The organism is Pseudomonas sp. MF5691, assembly GCF_016405645.1.
Classification (GTDB): domain Bacteria; phylum Pseudomonadota; class Gammaproteobacteria; order Pseudomonadales; family Pseudomonadaceae; genus Aquipseudomonas; species Aquipseudomonas shahriarae.
The window spans coordinates 19,695-44,226 of sequence record NZ_JAEKDC010000033.1 but is presented as its reverse complement, the minus strand read 5'-3'; the positions used below and the strand labels follow the sequence as shown (position 1 = coordinate 44,226).

Genomic DNA, 24,532 nt, shown 5'->3' with positions numbered 1-24,532 from the left:
CGAACTCAGTAGTGAAACGATGCATCGCCGATGGTAGTGTGGGGTTTCCCCATGTGAGAGTAGGTCATCGTCAAGATTAAATTCCGAAACCCCAATTGCGAAAGCAGTTGGGGTTTTGTTTTGGGCGATCGAAAAGGTTCTGGCCTATCGCCATCGCTTGATCCCGACAAATTTGCACAGTTATTTCTGAACCAGAACACTAGAATAGACACCTGATCATTTTGTCTTAGAGTCCTATATGTCCGACCCGGTTGATACCACCCAGGTGTCCGACCTACCGCTGGAGGACCTGGTTGCCTGCCACGAGTGCGACTTGCTGATGCGCAAGCCAGAGCTTGCGCACGGTGAAAAGGCCCTGTGTCCACGCTGTGGTTATGAGATGTACGCCCACCGCTTCAATGTCGTAGAGCGCAGCCTTGCCTTGGTGATCGCAGCGCTATTGCTGTACATCCCGGCGAACTTTCTACCCATCATGCAGCTCAATCTACTCGGGCAGTCTTCGCAGGACACGGTCTGGAGCGGTGTAGTTGCCCTGTTCAATACCGGCATGCAAGGCGTGGCGGTGGTGGTGTTCCTGTGCAGCATGGGCATTCCGTTGCTCAAGCTGCTCTGCCAGCTTGCGGTGCTGCTCAGTATCCGCTGGAACATAGGCCGCAGTTATGGCCTGTTGCTATACCGTATTTATCACCATATGCGCGATTGGGGGATGCTGGAGGTCTACCTGATGGGCGTGCTGGTGGCGATTGTAAAATTGGCCGATATGGCTGCCCTTAGCGTAGGCCTGGGACTGGCCTGTTTTATCAGCCTGTTGATGGTCCAGGTACTGCTGGAGGTGGTGATGTCACCCCATCAGATCTGGCAAGCGTTGTCCGGGGAGGACGAACATGCGGGCGATTGATGCTGGCATTCTGATCTGTACCGAATGTCACGAACTGAACAGGCAGGACCCGGACACCGACGAGCAAACCTGCACCCGTTGTGGTGCCCTGGTCCATGCGCGCCGGCCGAACAGCCTGATGCGCACCTGGGCGTTGCTGATTACTGCGGCAATTCTGTACATCCCGGCTAACCTGTTGCCAATCATGACGGTTAACTCACTGGGGCAGGGCGCTCCAAGCACCATCATGTCCGGCGTGATCGAACTGGTTCAGCACGGCATGTTCCCGATTGCCGCCGTGGTGTTTATTGCCAGTATCCTGGTGCCGACCTTCAAGCTGGTAGGCATCGCACTGCTGCTGTTCTCGGTGCAACGTCATCAGCCGCTTTCCGCCAGACAACGCATTATCATGTACCGCTTTATCGAGTTTATCGGTCGCTGGTCCATGCTGGATATCTTCGTGATCGCCATTCTGGTGGCGGTCGTTAACTTTGGGCGACTAGCCAGTATCGAGGCCAATCTCGGTGCCGTGGCGTTCGCCAGTGTGGTGATCTTGACGATGCTTGCCGCAGTAACTTTCGATCCCCGACTGATTTGGGATAACACGGAGTCGGACGACGACCATGACTGATTTGCCAAAGGCTAAAACCCGCCCCGCTTCGAACTGGTCGGCCATTTGGGTACTGCCGTTGATCGCCCTGGTGATCGGTGGCTGGCTCGGGTGGCGCGCCTACACCCAGACGGGCATCGAGATCCAGGTTCGCTTTGAAAGCGGTGAAGGCATCCAGGTCAACAAGACCGAAGTGGTTTACAAAGGCATGACCGTGGGCAAGGTCAAGACCCTGGCGTTGGATGACGAGGGCAGCAATCGTGGGGTGATTGCGACTATTGAGATGAACAAGGATGTCGAGCAATACCTCAAGGCCAATACGCGCTTCTGGCTGGTCAAGCCCAGCGTCAGCCTGGCCGGGATTACTGGCCTGGAAACCCTGGTCTCGGGCAATTACATCGCCGCCAGCCCCGGCGATGGTGAGCCCACGCGTAAATTCAAGGCGCTCTCCGAAGAGCCCCCATTATCCGACGCCAAGCCCGGCCTGCACCTGACGGTCAAGGCCGAGCGGCTCGGCTCGCTGGACCGTGGCAGCCCGGTGTTCTACAAACAGATCCAGGTCGGCCAGGTCAAAAGCTACCTGCTGTCCGCTGATCAGAACACGGTCGAGATCAAGGTCTATATCGAGCCGACCTACGCCAGCCTGGTGCGCAAACATACGCGTTTCTGGAATGCCAGCGGCATCAGCATCGACGCCAACCTCTCCGGGGTCAAAGTGCGCAGCGAGTCCCTGGCCAGCATCGTCGCCGGGGGGATTGCCTTCGCTACGCCAGAGAACCGCAAGGACAGCCCGCCCACCGACCCGAGCCTGCCGTTCCGCCTGTACGAAGACTTCGATGCCGCCGCCGCAGGGATCCGCATCAAGGTTAAGCTCAGTGACTTCGAGGGCTTGCAAGCCGGTCGTACGCCGGTGATGTACAAAGGCATCCAGGTCGGCAGCCTCAAGGCTCTGAAGGTTGACTCTGACCTGTCCAGCGCCAGCGCCGACTTGACCCTCGACCCATTGGCCGAAGATTACCTGGTGGAGGGCACCCAGTTCTGGGTGGTCAAGCCATCCATCTCCCTGGCGGGCATCACCGGCCTGGAAGCCTTGGTCAAGGGCAATTACATTGCCATCCGCCCTGGTGACAAAGGCGCAAACCCCCAGCGCGAGTTTGTGGCCCGGGCCAAGGCGCCACCGCTGGACCTGCGCTCCCCTGGCTTGCACCTGGTCCTGCTCACAGAAAGCCTCGGCTCCCTGGAAGTTGGCAGCCCGATCCTCTACAAACAGGTCAAGGTCGGTTCGGTGCAGAGCTACCAGTTTTCGCGCAAGCGCAAGCAACTGGTGATCGGCGTGCATATCGAGAAGGAATATGAAGGCCTGGTCAACGGTTCGACGCGCTTCTGGAATGCCAGTGGCGTGACCCTGACCGGCGGGCTCACCGGCGGCATCCAGGTCAAAAGCGAATCCCTGCAAAGCCTGATGGCCGGGGGGATCGCCTTTGAGACCCCAGAGCCGAACGTACCGCTGAGAAATCGCATCCCGCGTTTCCGCCTGTTTGCCGATCGCGAAGCCTCCACCCAGCGTGGCACCCTGATCACGATCAAGGTTGACCGCGCCGATGGCCTGCGCACCGATACGCCGATTCGCTTCAAAGGCCTGGACGTGGGCAAGATTGAAAGCGTTGACCTGAGCCCGGACATGCAGTCGGTGATGCTCACTGCGCGCATCACCGAAGTCCCTGAGCGGATCGCCCGTACCGGCAGCCAGTTCTGGGTGGTCAAGCCCGAGTTGGGCCTGATGAAGACCGCCAACCTGGAAACCCTGGTCACCGGCCAATACATCGAAGTGCTGCCGGCGGTGAAAAGCAGCGGTGCGCAAAAGAACTTCGTGGCCCTGGCCCAACCGCCAGAGAGCAACGTGCAAGAAGCCGGCTTGAGCCTGGTACTCAGCGCCGCCCGCCGTGGCTCGCTGAAAGTCGGCGTGCCAGTCACCTACCGGGAAGTCACAGTCGGCAAGGTCACCGGCTACGAGTTGGGCAAGACCGCTGACCGTGTGCTGATCCATGTGCTGATCGAGCCCAAATACGCTCCGCTGGTTCGCGGCGGTAGCCGTTTCTGGAACAGCAGCGGCTTTGGCCTGGACTTTGGCCTGTTCAAGGGCGCGACAGTGCGCACCGAGTCCCTGGAAACCCTGGTCCAGGGCGGTATCGCCTTTGCCACGCCGGATGGCGAGCGCATGGGCAACCCGGCGCTGCCCGAGCAGACCTTCCCGTTGTTCGACAAGTTCGAAGACGAGTGGCTGATCTGGGCGCCGAAGATCCCCCTGGGTAAATAGCGCCCCCACCAACACCGTATAACCCGCCCACAAAAAAGGCCGCGATCCTATGGATCGCGGCCTTTTTGCATTTCAACAGCGCGGATCAGACCTCATCCAACTCCGGCTCATCCGCCTGCACATTCACCGTCGCCTTCACCGCATCATGCCGGCGAATGTACTTCCAGTCCGCCTCATCAATGTAGATCCCGTTCGGCCCGCTGCCGCCTTCGAGGTCGATCGCCACCTGGGCGGAGACCTGCGGCTTCACACTGGCCAGGATCGGCACAAAGCCCAGCTGCAGGCTGGTCTCCAGCAGTGCCGCCTGGTTCTTCTCGTCGATATCCGCCGCTTCGTCGAGGTAGTACGGCAGGCGCACGCGACCGGCCTGGTCGCGGTCCATCAAGTGCAGCAACAAGTACATGTTGGTCAGCGCCTTGATGGTCATGGTGGTGCCGTTGGACGCGGCGCCATCAATGTCGGTGTGAATGATCGGCTGGCCATTGACCTTGGTGATCTCGAACGCCAGTTCGAACAGGTCCTTGAGCCCCAGCTGGTTATGGTTGGCAGCGACCAGGCGTGCCAGGTATTCCTTGGCCTCTTCGTTCTTGTTGTCCTGCTCGGCACTTTGGCTGAGATCGAACACCGAGAGGGTTTCGCCTTCCTCATACTGACCGGCACTGTGAATGATCTGGTCGATATGCTTGAGCGCTTCCTTGTTCGGCGCCAACACAATACGGAAGCTTTGCAGGTTGGATACCTGGCGCTTGTTGATCTCGCGGTTGAACAGGGCCAACTGGTGCTCAAGGCTGTCGTAGTCGCTGCGGATATTGCGCAGGGTCCGCGCGATATCCGTCACCGCTGCACGGCGTGCCTTGCCCAGGGTCAGGGCTTCGTCGGTACGGTGCGCATACGCATTGATCAACAGGTGCAGGCGGCGCTCCATATCGTCTTCACTGTCGAACTTGGCCACGCCCTTGAGGCGCACCTGGGCGTACAGCGCGTCGATCTGCCCGTCAGCGCGCTGCAAGCCCTGCCAGCTGTCCTGATAGTCATTGAGCAGCGGCAGCAGGTTGTCCATGGAATCGTCGATCGGGTCCATGAACGGCGTGCCGAACGGCAAGTCGGCCGGCAGCAGCTGGCGACGGCGCAAGGCGTCATCCAGGGTGCGCTGCTTGGCTTCCATATCACCGATCTGCCGGCCGACCAGTTGCAGCTTGGCCGACAATTGCTGGACGCGTTCGGTGAACGCATCGCTGGAGCGCTTCAGTTCATCCTGGGCCGCTTCCATCTGCGCCAGGTTTTCCAGTTTCTCGACTTCCTCGGCACTCAGGGTCTGGGCGCGGCGGAAGTCTTCCAGGGCTTTCTGCGCATCAAGTACCTGCTGGTACAGGGCTTCGGTCTGGGTCTTGCTCGCCGCGCGGTCCGAGGCCACGGCCTGCTGGGTCTTGAGTTGCTTGAGTTCTTTTTCCAGGCGCTCCTTCTGGTCGCGCAACGCCGCGCGGTCCGCCAGGGCCTGCAAGGCCGGCGGCTCGATGTGCGAGATGTCGATGGACAGCCCCGGCACTTCAAAGCGCTCGCCGGTGAAGCCATCGAGGATCAGCTCCAGGGATTTGACCCACTGGCCGTCTTCATCCAGGGTGATGCCATGCTCGCCCAGCGGCAGGCTGAACAACGAACTGTTGAACAGACGCATCAGACGCTCGACGTCCTGCTGTGAGAATTCTTCCCGCAGTTTGGCGTAGCTGTTGTTGTCGGCGTGATCGAGTTGCTGCTTGACCGACTTCAGGCGTTTTTCCAGGTCACGCAGGCGTTCGTCCAGGTCCTCGGCACTGAACTGTCGCGATTGCGCCAGGGCGCCGGCCAGTTCGTCGTGGGCATCCTTGGCCGCCAGCAGTTGCTGCTCCAGGACCTTGACATCATCCACCAGGGCAAAGCGATGCTTTAGCACCGACAACTCGCCCAGCCAGCGTTGAATGCCGCTGATTTCCCGCTCCAGGCGCATCAGCTCCTGGGTGCCGCCGCGCTGATCGTTCTGCAGCGCGTCCTGCTCGTTGCGGTAGTGTTCGGCCTGGATCGTCAGCTCTTCCTTGCGTGCATTGGCGTAGTCCGACCAGGTGCCCAGCAGTGAGTCGAGCAATGGCGACAGGCGATGCAACTTGCCGCGCAGGATTTCCCGCTGCTTCACGCCGTTGGACAGCGCCTCCACCAGAGGGCCGGCGGCCACCAGGGAGTTGTAGTCCTGCTCCATGCGTCGTACATCGCGGAACGCTTCTTCGCACGCGGCGATGTAATCCACGCTGCCGGAGCGCAGGCTGTGTTCGAAGGCATCGAGGAACAGCTGCTTGAGCTTGGCCGCGGTGATTTCGCGCATGTGCAGCAGGTTGATAAACAGCGCACGGAAGGTCTTCAGGCTTTGCTCGCTGGTGGAGCGCAGCGGAATCAGGGTCAGGTCCAGCGGGATCGAGGTATGGCCACCCACCAGCAAGCGCCGCAGCTCATCGGGCTTGAGCTCGTAAGCCTTCAGGCCCTCGCGCTCAAGGTTGGTGAACAGCTCTTTCTGGCGCAGGCAGGTGTCGTTCTTCTGGTAGTGGGCCAGGTCCAGCTTGCCGGCGTAGGCAAAGAACTGGTGGCCGAAACCACCGCCCGGGCCGCGGCCGACCACGCCAATCACGTGCGGGCCGTGGGGCAGCGAGACTTCGACGAGGATGTAGCTGGTGTCGGTGGCGAAGTAGAAGCGCCGCGACTGTTCCAGGGTGTACTTGCCGAAGCTCATGTCCGACATGCGCGCCAGGATCGGGAACTGCAAGGCGTTGATCGACGCCGACTTACCGAGGTTGTTCGCGCCATACACCGACAGCGGCTCTTCCAGCGGGAACAGGCCCAGGCTGTAGCCGGCGGTATTCAATAGGGCGAAGCGGCGAATGCCGTAGCGTTCCTTGCTCATGCATCGGTCTCCTGTTCTTCGGCAATGGCGCGGGCGAGGGCATCTTCTTCGCTTTCAAATTCGCTCAAGTCCAGCGGATCATCGGTCTGCAGCAGTTTTTCATCGCTGTCTTCGTCGATGATCACCGGCGCTGGCAACGGCAGCACGCTATGCACGCTGGCTGCCAGGTCGCGGTCGGCCTGGACCGACAGGCACACATCAAGGAAGCGGTGCATCGGCGGCAGGAAGCGATAGACGCCGTTGTCTTCACTGGCAAACCCGAGCTGGGTCATGCGGCGCATGATTTTTTCTTCCAGCTCTTCCTGGGTCTGCACTTCGGCCTGGATAAACAGGTCGCGGTACTTCTCCAGCAAGGAGGGCAGTTCATCGCGGCCCAGGCTGCCGCCGTCGAGCACGGCAATCGGGTCGCGGCCCTGGTCGGCCAGGTGCTCGACAATGATGAAAGTGAACAGCGCCAGGCGTTGCGCAGTCTTGTTCACCTGCGCGCTGGCGATGGCCGAGTCGGGTACGAAGTAGTAGAAACCCCGGGTATCGCACACCAACTCAAAGCCCAGGGCCTTGAACAGCGTGCGGTACTGGTCCTGGAAGTTCGATAGTTGCGCGTACAGCTCCGGGTCGCGGCGGCTGACGTGGTAACCCTTGAACAGCTCGCGAAAGATCGGCGCCAGCTGGGACAGTTCGGATAGATCAAGATGCATAAGGTGTGCTCGCAGAATTCTCGGCTACGTCGGTGCTGGCCGGGAGCAGGGCGAATGAGCGCAGGCTGACCTGGTGCTCGTGAGTATGGTAATCCCGGCGTTCCAGGCGCTCGCGCTTGAAACGCTTCTCCCGCGACAAACGCGAGAACCAGTACAGCAACTCGTCGGTGGCCCCGTCTGGTTCCTGTTCCAGCAGCCAGGTCATCAGGTCGGGCATCGGCAGTGCGTCTTCGCAGCGCTCGAGCATCTCCTTGACCGTGCGCGGCGCACGCTGGGCTTCGCCCTTGTGGGATTTGTGGGCCTTGGGGAAGCGCGCCGGCTTGGGTTCGAAATTCGCCAGGGCATACACATAGGCTTCCACTTGGCTGGCGCTGCCGAGGAAGGTGCTCTGTGGCCGGGTAAACATCGGCATCGCCGCTTGCGGCACCGCGTCCAGGCCCTTGCGCCGGATCGCCGACAGGGCCAGCGCTGCGCCACGGGTCACGGCGTTGTGCCGGCGCGCTTCTTCGCGCAGCGGCAGCAGCAGTTCCCGGGCATGGCGCAAGGTCAACTGGGCGCTGGTCTGCATTTCGAGGATGCGTGCGTGGGTGCGCAGCAACATGTCGTCGTCCACCAGGTGGCCCAGGCGTTGCTGCTCGGTGAGCATGCGCAACAGCACGTTCTCTACCTTGCGCACGCCTTGCTCGAAGGCGCCGTCGGCGTTCACCAGTTGGATCATCGGCTCGACGTACTCGTCCCAGGTCGCCAGGACCTCGGCATAACGCTGGCGCAACGGGATCTGCCGGTCGCTGGTCTTGGCCCGGTCGGCCACGGCAGCGAGGGCCTGTTCGTCATTGGCGAGTTTTTTCAGCACGTCGCGCACGCGCATGTCCAGCAGCCGCAGTTGGCGGGCCAGGTCGTGGCCGTCGCGGATGTCGAAGGCGTCCTGGATATAACCGGCCAGGCGCTCGAGGTGGCGCAGGTAGGCTTCGATTTCCAGGCACAGGCCTAGCCGGTGCTCCTTGCGAAGATAGGCCAGGAAGTCATGGATCTGCGCGTTGAGCTCGAAACGGTTCGGGCTCTTGGCGACAGGCACCAGGATATCCAGGCGAATCCACACGTCCAGCAGGTTGGTGATGTCCTGTGGCGTGCTGTCCAGTTGTTGGGCGGCCAGTTGCGCGCGCAACTCGCCAAGGCTCAGGGTGCCTTGGTCGAAGTGTTCGCACAGTGGCTCAAGCAGGGCCCAGTGTTCGGCGAGGGCGCGCAAGACGCGCTTGGGTTCGATCATCGGAATGGCCGGCTGGTTGGCGAATTAAAAGCAGCGATTGTACTGCATCAGGCGCGGGATTTATCCACAGCCGGTCAGGGCGCGTTCGCGATGGGCGGTCAGCAATGCAGAGAAAGTCATCAACGGTGGGCGATCATCGTCGAAGGGCGGTAGAATCTGCGCTCTTTAGTTATCCACAAGTGGCCGAGCCTTGCTTATCGAGTCCCGACGTCGCGCTTACTTGACTGCCATGCAGGTGGTCAACTGGCTGCCGCGCACCGAATTGCCCTTTGCCGCGCCGTCGCGGCCCGAACTGCTGCAGGCGCTGGAAGCCTTCGAGCCGTTCGACGCCTCGGGTGAGGAAGCGGCGGCGCCGGTTGCGCTGGTCAAACCCGTGGCCGAGGTGCCTGTGCGGCCGTCGGAGCGGGTCAAGATCGAAGTACCCCGCCCGTCGAGCGCGCCCAAACCCGCTGCCGTAGCCGACGATGCCCCGGCTCCGGTGGCCAAGGCCCCGGTCGTGCCGCCACCGCGTTTTGCCCTGCAGTTGCTGCGGGCCGGGCGTTGCCTGTTGCTGGTCGAGTTGCCGACCGGCGAGCGCTTCCAGACGCGTGACCCGGCCTACCTGCTGCTCAAGGACATGCTGCGCGCCGCCGGCCTGCCCGACAGCCCGCAGATCGTCGGCGAGCCCGTGCGCTGGCCGCTGCTGGTGCGCGGCAATATGGACCAGGGCCCGGACGCCGCGCGTGATTTTGTGCAAGGTTTTGTCTCGGCCCGCCTGGAAGACGAACCCTGTGTGTGTCTGTGGCTGATCGGCCTGCCGGCCGTGCGGTTTGCCGGCGAAGCCGACGCCGAGGCCTGGTACCGCGAACTGCAGGTCGAAGGCCTGGGCTCGGTCTGGGCCTTGCCGGGCCTGGAATTATTAATGGAAGAGCCACAGCGTAAGGCTGATGTCTGGCAAGCCATGCGCCGGCTGATGGCGCGCTGGAAAACAACCGATGAGTGAGGCTTTATCCTTCCGCCCGATGACCGAGGCTGACCTCGACGCCGTGCTGAAAATCGAATATGCGGCGTTCAGCCACCCCTGGACCCGGGGCATCTTTCTCGATGGGCTGGGCAAGTACCAGATCTGGTTGATGTTCGAAGGCGAGCAACAAGTGGGCCACGGCGTGGTGCAGATCATCCTCGATGAAGCGCATTTGCTGAACATCACCGTCAAGCCGGAAAACCAAGGGCGTGGCCTGGGCCTGGCCTTGCTGGAGCATCTGATGTCGCGGGCGTATGCCGCCCATGCACGGGAGTGCTTCCTGGAAGTGCGCGACAGCAATACCGGGGCTTTCCGCCTGTATGAGCGCTACGGGTTCAATGAAATTGGCCGTCGTCGCGACTACTACCCGGCCGTCGGTGGCCGCGAAGACGCAGTTGTCATGGCCTGCACCCTGGTCGACTAACACACACGATCCCGGGTGGGAGCAGTCTTGTGTGGGAGCAGGCTTGCCAGCTCCCACACCGCCATGCTTCACCATAAGTCTGGCGCTGTATCAGCGGTTACCGTCGACCGGATCAATGTCCGCCAGCTCTGCCTCATCCAACCCATTACCGCCGCCAATCTCATCTTCATCGACGATGCTCAGGTCCCAATCGGCCGGTTCGTCTTCACCTTCTTCCAGGGCATCGCGCGCGCCGTCTTCCTGAATCAGCGTTTCGGGGCTCATATCATCATCCGTGGATTCATGATCCGCCGTCGAAGCCCCAGTCATCCCAGCCTCGCGTACCCGTTCGTCGGGCATCAGGTGCTCGCGCTCAGCAAGGGGGATCTCATCGCCGATTTCCGCCGTCGGCGTCTCCTCGTCAAAATCCAGCTCCCGCATCGAGCCCATGCGATCTTCGTTGTCATCAATCGGTTCGGGCTGCGTAGCGCCGTACGGACGTCGTGATTCAGTCATGGTCAATCCTCATACTGTGGGTCTTATAGTGTGTGGACAGGCAGGGCGCCCCAAGATTCAAGTCATTACCGACCGGCTATCTTTATAGACGGCGTGACCCGGACGGGCGGTCGTCTGTCAAAGCTGCGCATCATTCCTGAGGCTTTCCCTGATGAACGAACTACAAGACCTGCTTGATAACAACGAACGCTGGGCGGATGCGATCAAACAGGAAGATCCCGAATTCTTCGCCAAGCTCGCCCGCCAGCAGACCCCGGAATACCTGTGGATCGGCTGTTCGGACGCCCGGGTGCCGGCCAACGAGATCGTCGGCATGTTACCCGGCGACCTGTTTGTGCACCGCAACGTGGCCAATGTGGTGCTGCACACCGATCTCAACTGCCTGTCGGTGATCCAGTACGCTGTGGATGTGCTCAAGGTCAAACATATCCTGGTCACTGGCCACTATGGCTGCGGCGGCGTGCGCGCCTCGATGCAGGACCGCCAGTTCGGCCTGATCGACGGTTGGTTGCGGTCGATCCGCGACCTGTACTACGAGAACCGCGAAGTACTGGCCCAGTTGCCTACCGAAGAAGAACGTGTCGATCGCCTGTGTGAACTCAATGTCATCCAGCAAGTCGCCAATGTCGGTCACACCAGCATCGTGCAGAACGCCTGGCATCGCGGGCAGAGCCTGTCGATCCACGGGTGCATCTACGGGATCAAGGACGGCCGCTGGAAAAGCCTCAACGCCACCATCACCGGCTTCGAGCAACTGCCGCCGCAGTACCGCCTGCGTCCGGTGGAGGCCCTTTAAGAGCGTTTGCGCTGGCGCCACTGTTCCATAAACAGTTGGCCTTGCTGGTTAAGCGGCTCTTTCATGCCGGTGATCCAGCCCCGGCAGTTCCCCGCGCCGCAACGGCACGGGAACTGCCGGTACAGCACATCCTCGGTGGTGGCGTAATCCATGGTCAGCAGCGTGCCAGGGCGGATGGCCTGGATCGACCATAGCTCCAGCTCGCTGATGTCGAGGAACACATTCGGATCGCACGAATGCAGGAGCAGGCCGCTGAACCACGGGTCGTACAAGTGGATGCGTGAAGACACCTGCAGCGTGTGCAAACGCCGTTCACCCAGGGCGTGCCCGGAAATTTTGGCGATTCGCACACGGCTGTCGAAGGCCACCTTGGCCTTGATCCCGGTTCCGCGCCCATTGCGGGTGTGTACCACCTCAAAGTTTTGACGCGAGGGGTAACCTTTTTTCGCCAACAGTGTTGCGAAGGGGTACAGACAGTCACTGGCCGCAGCAGGCGCCTCTTCCATGATCTGGGTTTTCATAGCATTCCTTGTCGGGCTGCATCGACCTCCTGGTGTTGCTATGACTGCCAGTCTTGCAGCAAATGGGCACCGCTCAAGGTTTGCGCAAAAAAAAGCCGATATCTACTGTCAAATCTGACAGTGGGTATCGGCTTTTTTGCGTAAGACACTGGCGATAAGGGCAGGAGCCTACAGCGCCGGCGCCGCGACAGACGCTTCTGGCAGAGGGCTTTTCAGGCGCTTGAGCTGGGGCTTGATCGAGGCGCTGGTGCATTTTTCCTTGGCCTGCTCGGCGGACAATTCGCGCACCGAGGTGTAGAACAATTCGCAGGTCTGCTCCTTGCGCGTCACCTGCCAGGTGTTCATGCAGCCCTTGAGCAACACATTGGGGTCGCTGGCAGGTTTTTGCCCCATCCCGGCTTGCCAGCAGGCCGCGCTCAAGTCCTGGCCCATGACTTTCAAGCCGGCCTCGTCGGCTTTCTGTTCGTCGCCGTCGTAGCTGTCCGGGTTGGCGGCGTACCAGATGTAACTGGGGTGATTGGCCCCCAGCACTGCAACTTTACTGTCTTCGACCGGGCTGATTTGCGTCAGGCCCAGTACCCCGAGGGTTTGCCCGTAGTGTTGCTGGATCCAACTGCGCACGGGCGCACCGAAGGCGACCATGGGCAACGGGCCAGTGGGGTGCAGGCTCAGTTCCCGGACAACCCGGGTCTGATACTCGCTGAAGTAGCTGTAGACGCCCTCCAGATCCTTGCCCGCCGTGGAGGGGGCGGCAATGGGCGCGATATCAATGATGGTCTGGTATTCCGGGGTCTGGGTCGCCGGTATACCGTTGGCGCTCAGTAGCGTGGCCCAACGGTCGGTGGTGGCTGATTCCAGATAGTCCTGGTAGTGGGTCAGGGAGTAATCCGGCGGAAAGTGCATCAACTCGATGCTCTTGCGGTTTTCCAGGGCCATGCCCAGCGGCAGGAACAGGTACCAGCTAAATTGCCACTTGCCATCGCGGTTGAGCCGGCTGGCGCCCTCGTAAGCCAGGTCGGCGGTGTTCAGCAACGCGGTCAAGGGCTGCCCATAGCCATCGGGTACCCCGGTAAAGCGCGCGCGGACCTGACCCTGCTCGGTCTTCACGCTGACCCTGGCCCGGCTGTAGCCATCGCGCTGCAGGCTCTGGGTCAGATAGTGTTCGACGGTCTGTTCCAGGGTCAGCGGCCGAAAGCAGATCACGCTGCAATTGTTGGGGTAGGCGAACAATTGCGTGACCCGTTGTGCCGTGCCCAGATCAAGTTCGACGTCGGCTTGTACGACCGTGCTCACAGCAAGTGCGACAAAGGTGAAGGACAGCCTGGTCAGTTTAAACATGCATGTTTCCTTGTCAGCTAATGCCCGTCTGCGCGGGATGAATGCCCACCTTCACACAGTAGCGGCTGACCGGGAAAATGCCTCGGAAAATGCGGTTTTTTTGCAGGGCCTGGCCGCCTCGCTATATCGTGAAGTGCTGCGCGTTGCTGTGGTTGTCCATGAATGTGCAACTAGGCTTGAGATCATCGCGTTACTTGTAAGTGTTCAATGCAGGCTGTGAAGCTCCAGGGCTTGAGGGGGATCACAGCCTCTATAAAGGAATCAGCCTTTAAACGCTGCAACAGGCTTGAAAAGGTTTTTGTTAGGGTTTGACTCTGCAAATACTATTCTTCCCGCCGGCTGGCCGAACGCCGGTTTGAATTGTTTGAATTTTTTCAACGCGGGGTTTTGCTGTGGGTTGACATCTTGGGTATTGCCAGTCTCAGCACTGTTTTGAGGTGTGGGCGTAGTAGCGGTAGGTGCGATATTCATCGGTATGACTCCAGTTGTAACTCTAAATAATTAGTTGTGGTCTCTTAGTTAAGTTGAAGAGTGTCTGGTGCTACTAAAAGACACTGTTAGGTGGCCCGTCATTAACGCGTGGTTCCCTTCCTGAAATATTCAGAGGGAACAACGGCGCTCAATGTCGACCTGGATGCACCCGTCATAACGACGGGTGCGGCGTCCAATGATTAAGGCATTACCGGCGGCATGTACTTCAACGTCGTCCCCAGCGCCCACAGCAGGAACAACACCAGCGGCGTGTGCACCAGCAGCTGCACAAACGAGAAGCCGATCAAGTCCCGCGCCTTCAGCCCCAGTACCCCCAGCAATGGCAGCATATAGAACGGGTTGATCAGGTTCGGCAGGGCCTCGGCGGCGTTGTAGATCTGCACGGCCCAGCCCAGGTGGTATTGCAGGTCATTGGCCACCTGCATCACATAGGGCGCCTCGATGATCCACTTGCCACCGCCCGACGGGATAAAGAACCCCAGTACCGCCGAGTACACGCCCATCAGCAGCGCGTAGGTGTCGTGGGAGGCGATGGAAGTGAAGAGGATCGAGATATGGTGGGCCAGGGTCTGGCCGTCGCCGCCCTTGACCACGGTAATCAACGCCGCGATGGAGCCGTACAGCGGGAACTGGATCAACACCCCGGTGGTGGTGGGCACCGCGCGCGCCACTGCGTCGAGGAAACTGCGCGGGCGCCAGTGCAGCAGGGCGCCGACCATCAGGAACAGGAAGTTATAGGTGTTGAGCCCCGAGATCGCGCTGATCGCAGGCTTGGTCGAAAACTCGTGGAACAGCCAGCCGGCGGCCAGCAGTGCCAGGAGGATGGTCAGCAGCGGGCTGTGCTCCAGCCATTCCCCCGGGCGGGTTGGCGGTTGTAGCTTGGGCAGGTTGAACGCCGGGTCCACGCCACAGGCCTTGGCATCACGGGCCGAGTTGGGCCCCGGTGCGGTGACGTAGGCGATGATCAGCGACACCACGATCAGTGCCAGCAACAGCACCCCCGATTGCCACAAAAAGATCGTGTCGGTGAAGGGGATGGTCCCGGTGATCGCCAGGATCGACGGCGGCAAGCTGGCCGGGTTGGCCTGCAATTGCGCGGCCGATGACGACAATCCCAGCGCCCACACGGCGCCCAGGCCCAGGTAAGCCGCCGCGCCAGCGGCGCGATAGTCCATGCGCAAATCCGTGCGCCGGGCCAGGGCCCGCACCAGCAACCCGCCGAACACCAGGGACAGGCCCCAGTTGAGCAGCGACGCGACCATCGAGATCAGCGCCACCCACGCCACGGCCGAGCGGCCGTTTTTCGGGATGCGTGCCAGGCGATCAATCAGCTTTACGGCGGGCGGCGAACTGGCCACCACATAGCCGCCAATCACCACAAAGGCCATCTGCATGGTGAACGGGATCAGGCTCCAGAAACCATCACCAAAGGCCTTGGCAGCGTCGGTGGGCGCAGCGCCCATGCCCAGAACCGCCACGGTGACAATGATCACCGCCAGGGCGGCAAACACCCAGGAGTCGGGAAACCAGCGTTCGGCAAAATTGGAGCAGCGCAGGGCAAAGCGGGCATAACGGCTATCTTCGATAGGGTCGGCCATGTGGGAGTACCTCTTGTAGTTATTATGCAAGCGTCGGGGTGTTGGCAAGGTATCGCTGCATCTTGGCCCACGGCTATTTATTTGGGAATGTTGTTATTTTCATGGATCAATGAGTAAAACGAATATATCGGCGGCGATTGCCAGGATCCGGTTCAGCTCATAACCTGCACGCCATTTTGTTTGTCTGCCGAGCCTCTTCATGACTGCCACCGCTTATCCACAGGCGCAGCGTTTTTCCCGCTCCGACTACAAAACCCTGGGGCTGGCTGCCCTGGGCGGTGCCCTGGAAATCTACGACTTCATCATTTTCGTATTTTTCGCCCTGACCCTGAGCCAACTGTTCTTCCCCCCGGAAATGCCCGAATGGCTGCGCCTGTTGCAGAGCTTCGGGATTTTTGTCACCGGCTATCTGGCGCGGCCACTGGGCGGGATCCTGATGGCGCACTTTGCCGATCACCTGGGGCGCAAGCGCGTGTTCAGCCTGAGTATCCTGATGATGGCCTTGCCGTGCCTGCTGATCGGGATCATGCCGACCTACGCGCAAATCGGCTATTTCGCCCCCCTGATTTTGCTGGCGCTGCGCGTCCTGCAGGGCGCGGCAGTGGGGGGTGAAGTGCCCAGCGCCTGGGTGTTTGTCGCCGAGCACGCGCCCGCCGGCCATCGCGGTTATGCCTTGGGGTTCCTGCAGGCCGGGCTGACCTTCGGTTACCTGCTGGGGGCCTTGACTGCGACATTGCTGGCGCAGATGTTCACCCCTGAACAGATCCTCGATTACGCCTGGCGCTTTCCGTTCCTGCTGGGCGGTGTGTTTGGCGTGATCGGCGTGTGGCTGCGGCGTTGGCTGAGTGAAACCCCGGTGTTCCTGGCCATGCAGGCGCGCCGCCAGGCCGACGCCGAACTACCGCTGCGCACGGTGTTGCGTGACCACCGCCAGGCATTGCTGCCGGCCATGTTGCTGACCTGTGTGCTCACCTCAGCGGTGGTGGTGCTGGTGGTGATCACGCCGACCATGATGCAGAAAACCTTCGGCATGAGCCCCAGCCACACCTTCGCCCTGAGTGCATTGGGCATCGTTTTCCTGAACATCGGTTGTGTGCTGGCCGGCCTGTTGGTGGACCGCATCGGCGCCTGGCGCGCGGTGCTGGTCTACAGCCTGCTGTTGCCGGTGGGCATTGCCGTGCTCTACGCCAGCCTGATTGCCGGCGGCGTGTGGCTGGGCGCGGCCTATGCCATCGCGGGGTTGAGTTGCGGGGTGGTGGGTGCGGTGCCCTCGGTGATGGTCAGCCTGTTTCCGGCACCGGTGCGCGTGTCGGGGATTTCCTTTACCTACAACATTGCCTACGCGCTGTGGGCGAGTACCACGCCGTTGATGCTGATCGCCTTGATGCCCACCAGCCCGTGGATCTGCGTTTTCTACTGTGTGGTGATGGGCGCGGTGGGCGTGGCCAGCGCATTGCGGTTTAGCCGGCGCCCGGTTTTTTAAAGCCGCCGCATTCCCCCTGTGGGAACGGGCTTGCCCGAATGCCGATCAGTTAAGCGAACGCAATGCTCACAGCAGTGAAGATCAAATGTGGGAGCGGGCTTGTCGGATCGCCGCATCGCCGCGAAGACGTCGGCCCAGCCAACATTGATGTTGACTGACCCACTGCTTTCGCGAGCAAGCCCGCTCCCCCATGTGGTTAACACCCCGCTGGCAGCGTTATGACAATTGTGAAATCCATACCAAAGGTTTCCCCTTATCGCTCTATGATCAGCGCACATCCCCCCACGAGGACATGCCATGAGCGCAGGACACAGCCACGCCACCGTACGCGCCGGTCATGAACGCAAGTTATGGATGGCCCTGGGCCTGACCGGCAGTTTCATGATTGCCGAAGTGATCGGCGCCTTTGTCACCGGCAGCCTGGCGCTGTTGTCCGACGCCGCCCATATGATGACCGACGCCCTGGCCCTGGCCATTTCCCTGGTGGCCATCCAGGTGGCCAAGCGCGCTGCGGACCGCAAGCGCACCTTTGGCTATGCGCGCTTCGAAATCCTCGCCGCCGCGTTCAACGCATTGCTGCTGTTCGGGGTGGCGTTCTACATCCTCTATGAGGCTTACCTGCGCCTGCAGGCACCGGCCGAAATCCAGTCCACCGGCATGCTGGTGATTGCCGTGCTCGGCCTGATCGTCAACCTGATTTCCATGCGCCTGCTCAGCGCGGCCAGTGGCGAGAGCCTGAACGTCAAGGGCGCCTACCTGGAGGTCTGGAGCGATATGCTCGGCTCTATCGGGGTGATCATTGCCGCCGTGCTGATCATGTTCACCGGGTGGGGCTGGGTCGACTCGGTGGTGGCCGCCGCGATTGGTTTTTGGGTGGTGCCGCGAACCTGGACACTGCTCAAGGCCAGCATGAACGTGCTGCTGCAAGGTGTGCCGGACGGCATTGATATCGACGCGGTAGAGCAGGCCATTCACGCGGTGCCTGGGGTCAGGGAGGTGCATGACTTGCACATCTGGGCCCTGACCAGCGGCAAGAACGTGCTGAGCACCCATCTGGTGGTGGACCCGGCGCAGGGCAGCGAGCAACAGGTCCTCGCCCAGGTGACGGAATTGCTGCATGAGCAATTCGAAATTTCCCACGTCACCATTCAGATCGAAGGCGCGGGCTTTCATCAGGAACCCCTCACGCACTGACCGCTATTCGCGGTCTTCCAGCACGTAGCCCACCCCGCGCAAGGTATGGATCAACTTGCGCTCGAACGGGTCGTCGATCTTTGCGCGCAGGCGGCGGATCGAAACCTCGACCACATTGGTGTCGCAATCGAAATTCATGTCCCACACAAACGAGATGATTTGCGTGCGTGACAGCACCACGCCGCTCTGGCGCATCAGCAGGTGCAGCAAGGCAAACTCCTTGGTGGTCAGGTCGATCCGCTGGCTGCCGCGAAAGGCCCGGTGGCGACCCTGGTCCAGTTCCAGATCGGCCACCCGCAGCACGTCCGGCACTGCGCTCTCGATGCTGCGGCGCATCAGGCTGCGGACCCGGGCCAGCAGTTCGGGAAACTCGAAAGGCTTGACCAGATAGTCGTCGGCACCCAGCTCCAGGCCTTTGATTTTGTCGGCCAGGCGCCCTTGGGCGGTGAGCATCATGATGCGTGTGTTGCTGCTCTGGCGGATGCGTTGCAACACCTCCCAGCCGTCCATCAGCGGTAGGTTCACATCCAGGATCACCAGGTCATAGGCGTATTGCCGCGCCAGGTGCACACCGTCGGCGCCGCTGGCCGCGCAGTCGACCACATAGCCACTTTCGCTCAGTCCCTGAAGCAAGTACTCCGCCGTTTTCAGTTCATCTTCGATAACCAGGATTCGCATGTAGAGCGTGCCTCGGGGCAGGAGAAAGGATCTGCATAGTTGCGCGCAGATTAAAGCAAAAGCCCGGAACAGAGCCTTTGCTAACGGATTTGTAATGTTCCGGCCACCCCTCTGATAAGGAGCGAAAGCTACATTGCCCCTGCTTGGATTTGTCCGCCAACTCATGGGTGTGGAACGCTTGTTATGCCAACGTTTTTAAGAACAATTGTGTGCTCTGTAGTGGGGGTCTTGGCGCTGTCCCAAGTGGCAAGCGCCCAGACCCTGACCCTTGAATCGGCCCTGCAAAGTGCGTTTGCCGGCAACCCGGACCTGGCCGCAGCCCAGTGGGAAATCGAGATTGCCCAGGGTGGGCGGCAACAGGCCGGGCTGATCCCCAACCCGGTGGCCTCCTGGGATGCCGAAGACACCCGCCGCAGCACGCGCACCACCACCGTCAAGCTGAGCCAGACCCTGGAGTTGGGCGGCAAGCGCGGGGCACGCATCGACGTGGCCTCGCGTGCACAAGATGCGGCCGCCCAGGAACTGGAACAGCGGCGCAACCTGCTGCGGGCCGAGGTCATCGAGGGCTTTTATGGTGCGCTGCGGGCCCAGGAGCGCCTGGAGCTGGCCCAGCGTTCGATGGCGCTGGCCGAGCGCGGCCTGGTGATTGCCAATGGCCGGGTCACGGCGGGCAAGGCGTCGCCGGTCGAAGCCACCCGCGCCCAGGTACAGCTCTCGGAAATCCGTCTGGAGCGCAGCCGCGCCGAGATTGGTGTGAGTGATGCCTATCGCCGCCTGGCCGCCATCACCGGCAGCGCCAACATCGGCTTTGAGCGTGTCGAGTCAGGGGCCCTGAGCACCCCGGCGTTGCCTTCGGCCACCCAACTGTTGGCGCGCCTGGAGAGCACTGCCGAGCTGCGCCTGGCGGAGCTGCAAATCCAGCAACGGGAAGCCGGCCTGGGCCTGGAAAAGGCCCAGCGGATTCCCGACCTCGACGTGTCCATCGGCAGCCAGTACGACGCCAGCGTCCGTGAGCGGGTGAATCTGGTGGGCGTATCGATGCCGATCCCGCTGTTCAATCGCAACCAGGGCAATGTACTGGCCGCCAGCCGTCGTGCCGATCAGGCCCGGGACTTGCGCAACGCCACCGAGCTGCGCCTGCGCACCGAAACCCGCCAGGCCCTGGACCTGTGGGCGACGGCCAACAGTGAAGTGCGCGCGTTCAACCAAGTGATCCTGCCCGCCGCCCAAAGCGCGGTGGACAGCGCCACCCGTGGTTTTGAGATGGGCAAGTTCAACTTCCTCGAGGTACTCGACGCCCAGCGCACCTTGATCGCCGCCCGCACCCAATACCTCGCCGCACTCGCCCAGGCCACCGATGCCTGGGTGCGCATCGAACGGATTTACGGCGACCTCGCCCGCATTTGATCTTTCAGGAGTTCCCCATGAACAAACTACAAGGCCTGGCTTTGGCCGTTGCAGTGGCCGTCGCCCTCGGGGCGATAGTGTTTTGGCCGGCCACCAGCGTGGCGCCTCAGGCACCGGTAGCGCACGTCGAAGCACCGGAGGAAGAAGAGGAAGAGGGTGTGCTGGTGCTCAATGAACAGCAGATCCAGGCCGCCGGCATTCAACTGGCCAAGGCCCAACCCCGGCAAATCAGCAGCGTGCTGTCGTTGCCGGGCGAGGTGCGATTCGATGAAGACCGCACCTCGCATATCGTGCCCCGTGCAGCGGGTGTGGTGGAGTCGGTCAGGGTCAACCTTGGTCAGAAGGTCAAGCAGGGCGAGCTATTGGCGGTGATCGCCAGCCAGCAGATTTCCGATCAGCGCAGTGAGTTGGCCGCCAGCGAACGCCGGGTCGAGCTGGCCCGCACCACCTTCCAGCGTGAGCGCCAGTTATGGCAGGACAAAATCTCTGCCGAACAGGATTACCTGCTGGCCCGCCAGACCCTGCAAGAAGCCGAGATCGCCCTGAACAATGCGCGGCAAAAGATGAATGCCTTGAGCGGCAGCGCGGTTCTGGTCGGCGGCAATCGCTATGAGTTGCGTGCACCGTTTGCCGGGGTGGTGGTGGAAAAACACCTGGGTGTCGGCGAAGTGGTGAGTGAGACCAGCGCTGCCTTCACCCTGTCGGACCTGTCCCAGGTGTGGGTCACGTTTGGGGTGTTTCCCAAGGACTTGAACAAGGTCCAGGTGGGCCGGCCGGTGAAGGTCAGCTCCACGGAAATGGGCACCGATGTGATGGGCACCGTGGCCTATGTCGGCAACTTGCTGGGCGAGCAGACCCGCACCGCAATGGTCCGGGTCAACGTACCCAACCCCGACGACTCGTGGCGCCCCGGGTTGTTCGTGGCGGTGCAGGTGGCCACGGATACCTACTCGGCGGCGGTCACCGTGCCGGTGGAGGCGATCCAGACCGTGGAAGACAAACCGTCGCTGTTTGTGCGCACTGCCGAAGGCTTCGCCACCCGCCACGTTGAGCTGGGGGTCAGTGAAAACGGCTTCGTCGAAGTGCGCCAGGGCCTGGAGGCCGGCGCCCAGGTGGCGGCCGTTGGCAGCTTCGTCCTCAAGTCCGAGCTGGGCAAGGCTTCGGCCGAGCACGCCCATTGATCCTGCGAGTGATTGCCCATGTTTGAACGTCTGATTCAATTTGCCATCGAGCAGCGCATCATCGTGCTGCTGGCCGTGTTGCTGATGGCCGGTGTCGGCATCGCCAGCTACCAGAAACTGCCGATCGACGCGGTGCCGGACATCACCAACGTCCAGGTGCAGATCAACTCGGCGGCGGCCGGTTTTTCGCCGCTGGAAACCGAGCAGCGCATCACCTTTCCCATCGAAACCGCCATGGCCGGCCTGCCGGGCTTGCAGCAGACCCGTTCACTGTCGCGCTCGGGGCTATCCCAGGTCACGGTGATCTTCAAGGACGGCACTGATCTGTTCTTCGCCCGGCAACTGGTGAATGAGCGGCTGCAAGTGGCCCGCGAGCAACTGCCGGACGGCATTGAAACGGCAATGGGGCCGATTTCCACGGGGCTCGGGGAAATTTTCCTGTGGACCGTGGAGGCTGAAGACGGCGCGCGCAAGGAAGACGGCTCGGCCTACACCCCGACGGACCTGCGGGTGATCCAGGACTGGATCATCAAGCCACAGTTGCGCAACGTGCCCGGCGTGGCCGAGATCAATACCATCGGCGGCTTTGCCAGGGAGTACCAGATCGCCCCGGACCCCAAGCGTCTGGCGGCCTACAACCTGACCTTGAGTGATCTGGTGACGGCGCTGGAGCGCAACAACGCCAACGTTGGCGCCGGGTATATCGAGCGCAGCGGCGAGCAGTTGCTGATTCGCGCGCCGGGGCAGGTGGCGTCCATCGACGACATCGCCAATATCGTGATCAACACCGTGGACGGCACGCCGATCCGCGTGCGCAATGTGGCCCAGGTCGATATCGGCCGTGAGCTGCGTACTGGTGCGGCCACCGAAAATGGTCGTGAAGTGGTGCTCGGCACGGTCTTTATGTTGATCGGTGAAAACAGCCGCACCGTGTCCCAGGCCGTGGCGAAAAAGCTCGAAGAGATCAACCGCTCACTGCCCGAAGGCGTGGTCGCGGTCACGGTTTACGACCGCACCAACCTGGTGGAAAAAGCCATCGCCACCGTGAAGAAAAACCTCTTCGAAGGTGCGCTGCTGGTGATCGTGGTTCTGTTCTTGTTCCTCGGCAATATCCGCGCGGCGTTGATCACCGCGATGGTGATTCCGCTGGCCATGCTGTTCACGTTTACCGGGATGTTCACCAACAAGGTCAGCGCCAACCTGATGAGCCTGGGCGCGCTGGACTTCGGGATTATCGTCGATGGTGCGGTGGTGATCGTCGAGAATGCGATCCGCCGCCTGGCCCATGCGCAGCAACGCCATGGCCGCCTGCTGACCCGTAGCGAGCGCCTGCACGAAGTGTTCGCCGCCGCCAAGGAAGCGCGCCGTGCGCTGATCTTTGGACAACTGATCATCATGGTGGTGTACCTGCCGATCTTCGCCTTGACGGGCGTGGCCGGGAAAATGTTCCACCCCATGGCGTTCACCGTGGTCATGGCCTTGCTGGGCGCGATGATTCTGTCGGTGACGTTTGTCCCCGCGGCGATTGCGCTGTTCGTCACCGGCAAGGTCAAGGAAGACGAAAACTGGGTGATGCGCAACGCACGCCGGGGTTATGCGCCGGTGCTGGATTGGGTGATGGCGCACCGTACGTGGGCGTTTGGCCTGGCACTGTTCACCATCGTGCTCTCCGGCGCCGTGGCCAGCCGCATGGGCAGCGAGTTTATCCCCAGCCTCAGCGAAGGTGACTTCGCCCAGCAAGCCTTGCGCGTGCCGGGCACCAGCCTCACGCAGTCGGTGCAGATGCAGCAGCAACTGGAAAAAACCTTGATGGAACAGGTGCCGGAAATCCAGCGGGTATTTGCCCGTACCGGCACCGCAGAAATTGCCTCCGACCCGATGCCGCCGAATATTTCCGACGCCTATCTGATGCTCAAACCCAAGGACCAGTGGCCGGATCCGAAAAAATCCCGCGAAGCCCTGATCGCCGATATCCAGCGCGCCAGTGCGATTGTGCCGGGCAGCCAGTACGAGTTGTCGCAACCGATCCAGTTGCGGTTCAACGAGTTGATTTCCGGGGTGCGCAGCGATGTGGCGGTGAAGGTGTTTGGCGATGATATGGCGGTGCTGAACAAGACTGCCGGGGAGATTGCCGAAACCTTGCAGAAGCTCGATGGGGCCTCGGAAGTGAAAGTGGAACAGACCTCCGGCCTGCCGGTGCTGACCATCAACATCGACCGCGACAAGGCCGCGCGCTTTGGCCTGAACGTGGGCGATGTGCAAGACACCATCGCGGTGGCCGTGGGTGGGCGCCAGGCCGGCACGATGTACGAAGGCGACCGACGCTTTGACATGGTCGTGCGCTTGTCGGAAACCCTGCGTACCGATATCGAGGGCTTGTCGCGGCTGTTGATCCCGATCCCGGCGCTGGCCGGCAATACCACGGGGCAATTGGGCTTTATCGCCTTGTCGCAAGTGGCCAGCCTGGACCTGGTGCTGGGCCCGAACCAGATCAGCCGCGAAAACGGCAAGCGCCTGGTGATCGTCAGCGCCAACGTGCGGGGGCGGGATATCGGCTCCTTTGTTGCCGAGGCGGAAAACGCGTTGGCGACACAGGTGAAAATCCCCGCCGGCTACTGGACCACCTGGGGCGGCCAGTTCGAGCAACTCAAGGAGGCGTCAGAGCGCCTGCAGGTGGTGGTGCCGGTGGCATTGCTGCTGGTGTTCGGCTTGTTGTTCATGATGTTCAACAACCTCAAGGATGGGTTGCTGGTGTTCACCGGGATTCCCTTCGCCCTGACCGGTGGGATCATGGCGCTGTGGTTGCGCGATATTCCGTTGTCGATTTCCGCCGGGGTGGGGTTTATCGCGCTGTCGGGGGTGGCAGTGCTCAATGGCCTGGTGATGATCGCGTTTATCCGCAACCTGCGCGAGGAAGGGCGTTCGCTGACGGTGGCGATCAACGAGGGGGCACTGACCCGTTTGCGCCCGGTGTTGATGACCGCGCTGGTCGCGTCCCTCGGGTTTATCCCCATGGCCCTGGCCACCGGCACCGGCGCTGAAGTGCAACGGCCACTGGCGACGGTGGTGATTGGCGGGATTATTTCTTCGACGCTGCTGACGTTGCTGGTACTGCCTGCGCTCTACCACTGGGCCCATCGTCGCGATGAGGAGCAGGAGCCCCAGTGACCTTGGGGGAGTGGGGCAAGCTCCCTCACTACAACAACCCCCCAGCTGGCCATGGCAAG

General features: G+C 61.5%; 20 protein-coding genes. 11 read left to right on the top strand and 9 right to left on the bottom strand.

What is annotated here, in order from left to right:
• The first annotated feature begins 238 nt into the window (after window positions 1-238).
• From JFT44_RS26785 to JFT44_RS26775, 3 genes are read left to right on the top strand one after another with little or no spacing between them, the layout of a single operon-like run.
• A complete protein-coding gene (locus JFT44_RS26785) occupies window positions 239-898 on the top strand; it encodes a paraquat-inducible protein A (RefSeq protein ID WP_170060243.1) in 660 nt (219 codons plus the stop codon).
• Window positions 885-1,508 carry a paraquat-inducible protein A gene (locus JFT44_RS26780; protein ID WP_057442078.1) on the top strand — a complete coding sequence of 208 codons (624 nt, stop codon included), beginning with the start codon at window positions 885-887 and terminating at the stop codon, window positions 1,506-1,508. Before JFT44_RS26785 ends, JFT44_RS26780 begins: the two co-directional genes overlap by 14 nt.
• Entirely contained in the window at window positions 1,501-3,804 is a 2,304-nt protein-coding gene (locus JFT44_RS26775) for a PqiB family protein (protein ID WP_057442076.1), read from the top strand. Before JFT44_RS26780 ends, JFT44_RS26775 begins: the two co-directional genes overlap by 8 nt.
• Before the next feature lie 85 nt (window positions 3,805-3,889).
• Here the strand turns inward: JFT44_RS26775 and mksF are convergent, their stop codons facing one another.
• The 3 genes from mksF to mksB are packed head-to-tail and all read right to left on the bottom strand — an operon-like array spanning window position 3,890 to window position 8,695.
• Entirely contained in the window at window positions 3,890-6,730 is a 2,841-nt protein-coding gene (mksF, locus tag JFT44_RS26770) for an Mks condensin complex protein MksF (RefSeq protein ID WP_198831424.1), read from the bottom strand.
• Window positions 6,727-7,428: an Mks condensin complex protein MksE gene (gene mksE, locus JFT44_RS26765; protein WP_057442072.1), complete on the bottom strand. Its 702-nt coding sequence runs from the start codon at window positions 7,426-7,428 to the stop codon at window positions 6,727-6,729. Before mksE ends, mksF begins: the two co-directional genes overlap by 4 nt.
• The gene (gene mksB / locus JFT44_RS26760) at window positions 7,418-8,695 is read right to left on the bottom strand and encodes an Mks condensin complex protein MksB (RefSeq protein ID WP_057442070.1); all 1,278 of its coding nucleotides are present in this window, start codon (window positions 8,693-8,695) and stop codon (window positions 7,418-7,420) included. Before mksB ends, mksE begins: the two co-directional genes overlap by 11 nt.
• Window positions 8,696-8,924: 229 nt before the next feature.
• Here mksB and JFT44_RS26755 point away from each other — a divergent pair, with 229 nt between their 5' ends.
• On the top strand, window positions 8,925-9,677 hold the full coding sequence (locus JFT44_RS26755; RefSeq protein ID WP_170060244.1) for an energy transducer TonB: 753 nt from the start codon (window positions 8,925-8,927) through the stop codon (window positions 9,675-9,677).
• On the top strand, window positions 9,670-10,122 hold the full coding sequence (rimI, locus tag JFT44_RS26750; RefSeq protein ID WP_057442068.1) for a ribosomal protein S18-alanine N-acetyltransferase: 453 nt from the start codon (window positions 9,670-9,672) through the stop codon (window positions 10,120-10,122). Before JFT44_RS26755 ends, rimI begins: the two co-directional genes overlap by 8 nt.
• A gap of 90 nt (window positions 10,123-10,212) precedes the next feature.
• Here the strand turns inward: rimI and JFT44_RS26745 are convergent, their stop codons facing one another.
• Window positions 10,213-10,617 carry a serine kinase/phosphatase gene (locus tag JFT44_RS26745; RefSeq protein WP_198831423.1) on the bottom strand — a complete coding sequence of 135 codons (405 nt, stop codon included), beginning with the start codon at window positions 10,615-10,617 and terminating at the stop codon, window positions 10,213-10,215.
• 151 nt (window positions 10,618-10,768) lie between these two features.
• On the opposite strand from JFT44_RS26745, the gene can reads away from it, so the two are divergent.
• Complete coding sequence (gene can / locus JFT44_RS26740; protein ID WP_057442066.1) at window positions 10,769-11,413, top strand: carbonate dehydratase; 645 nt, start codon at window positions 10,769-10,771, stop codon at window positions 11,411-11,413.
• On the opposite strand, the gene JFT44_RS26735 is transcribed toward can, so the two are convergent.
• From JFT44_RS26735 to JFT44_RS26720, 4 genes are all read right to left on the bottom strand, one after another.
• The gene (locus JFT44_RS26735; protein ID WP_115127400.1) at window positions 11,410-11,934 is read right to left on the bottom strand and encodes an SET domain-containing protein-lysine N-methyltransferase; all 525 of its coding nucleotides are present in this window, start codon (window positions 11,932-11,934) and stop codon (window positions 11,410-11,412) included. The two genes, can and JFT44_RS26735, sit on opposite strands and share 4 nt — an antisense overlap.
• A gap of 168 nt (window positions 11,935-12,102) precedes the next feature.
• Entirely contained in the window at window positions 12,103-13,272 is a 1,170-nt protein-coding gene (locus JFT44_RS26730) for a hypothetical protein (protein WP_057958260.1), read from the bottom strand.
• Between the two features lie 261 nt (window positions 13,273-13,533).
• A complete protein-coding gene (locus tag JFT44_RS26725) occupies window positions 13,534-13,743 on the bottom strand; it encodes a hypothetical protein (RefSeq protein ID WP_186625425.1) in 210 nt (69 codons plus the stop codon).
• A 200-nt stretch (window positions 13,744-13,943) separates the two neighbouring features.
• Window positions 13,944-15,362: a short-chain fatty acid transporter gene (locus JFT44_RS26720; RefSeq protein ID WP_057442063.1), complete on the bottom strand. Its 1,419-nt coding sequence runs from the start codon at window positions 15,360-15,362 to the stop codon at window positions 13,944-13,946.
• Between the two features lie 199 nt (window positions 15,363-15,561).
• On the opposite strand from JFT44_RS26720, the gene JFT44_RS26715 reads away from it, so the two are divergent.
• Entirely contained in the window at window positions 15,562-16,845 is a 1,284-nt protein-coding gene (locus JFT44_RS26715) for an MFS transporter (protein ID WP_057958262.1), read from the top strand.
• 297 nt (window positions 16,846-17,142) lie between these two features.
• The gene (locus tag JFT44_RS26710; RefSeq protein WP_198831422.1) at window positions 17,143-18,039 is read left to right on the top strand and encodes a cation diffusion facilitator family transporter; all 897 of its coding nucleotides are present in this window, start codon (window positions 17,143-17,145) and stop codon (window positions 18,037-18,039) included.
• A 3-nt stretch (window positions 18,040-18,042) separates the two neighbouring features.
• Here JFT44_RS26710 and JFT44_RS26705 read toward each other — a convergent pair whose 3' ends face one another.
• Entirely contained in the window at window positions 18,043-18,717 is a 675-nt protein-coding gene (locus tag JFT44_RS26705; RefSeq protein ID WP_120731594.1) for a heavy metal response regulator transcription factor, read from the bottom strand.
• Window positions 18,718-18,900: 183 nt separating this feature from the next.
• On the opposite strand from JFT44_RS26705, the gene JFT44_RS26700 reads away from it, so the two are divergent.
• From JFT44_RS26700 to JFT44_RS26690, 3 genes are read left to right on the top strand one after another with little or no spacing between them, the layout of a single operon-like run.
• Entirely contained in the window at window positions 18,901-20,124 is a 1,224-nt protein-coding gene (locus tag JFT44_RS26700; RefSeq protein WP_057958265.1) for a TolC family protein, read from the top strand.
• A 17-nt stretch (window positions 20,125-20,141) separates the two neighbouring features.
• Window positions 20,142-21,305, top strand: coding sequence for an efflux RND transporter periplasmic adaptor subunit (locus JFT44_RS26695; protein WP_170060241.1), 1,164 nt, complete (start codon window positions 20,142-20,144; stop codon window positions 21,303-21,305).
• Window positions 21,306-21,323: 18 nt separating this feature from the next.
• Window positions 21,324-24,473 carry a CusA/CzcA family heavy metal efflux RND transporter gene (locus tag JFT44_RS26690; RefSeq protein ID WP_198831421.1) on the top strand — a complete coding sequence of 1,050 codons (3,150 nt, stop codon included), beginning with the start codon at window positions 21,324-21,326 and terminating at the stop codon, window positions 24,471-24,473.
• Window positions 24,474-24,532 lie beyond the last annotated feature (59 nt).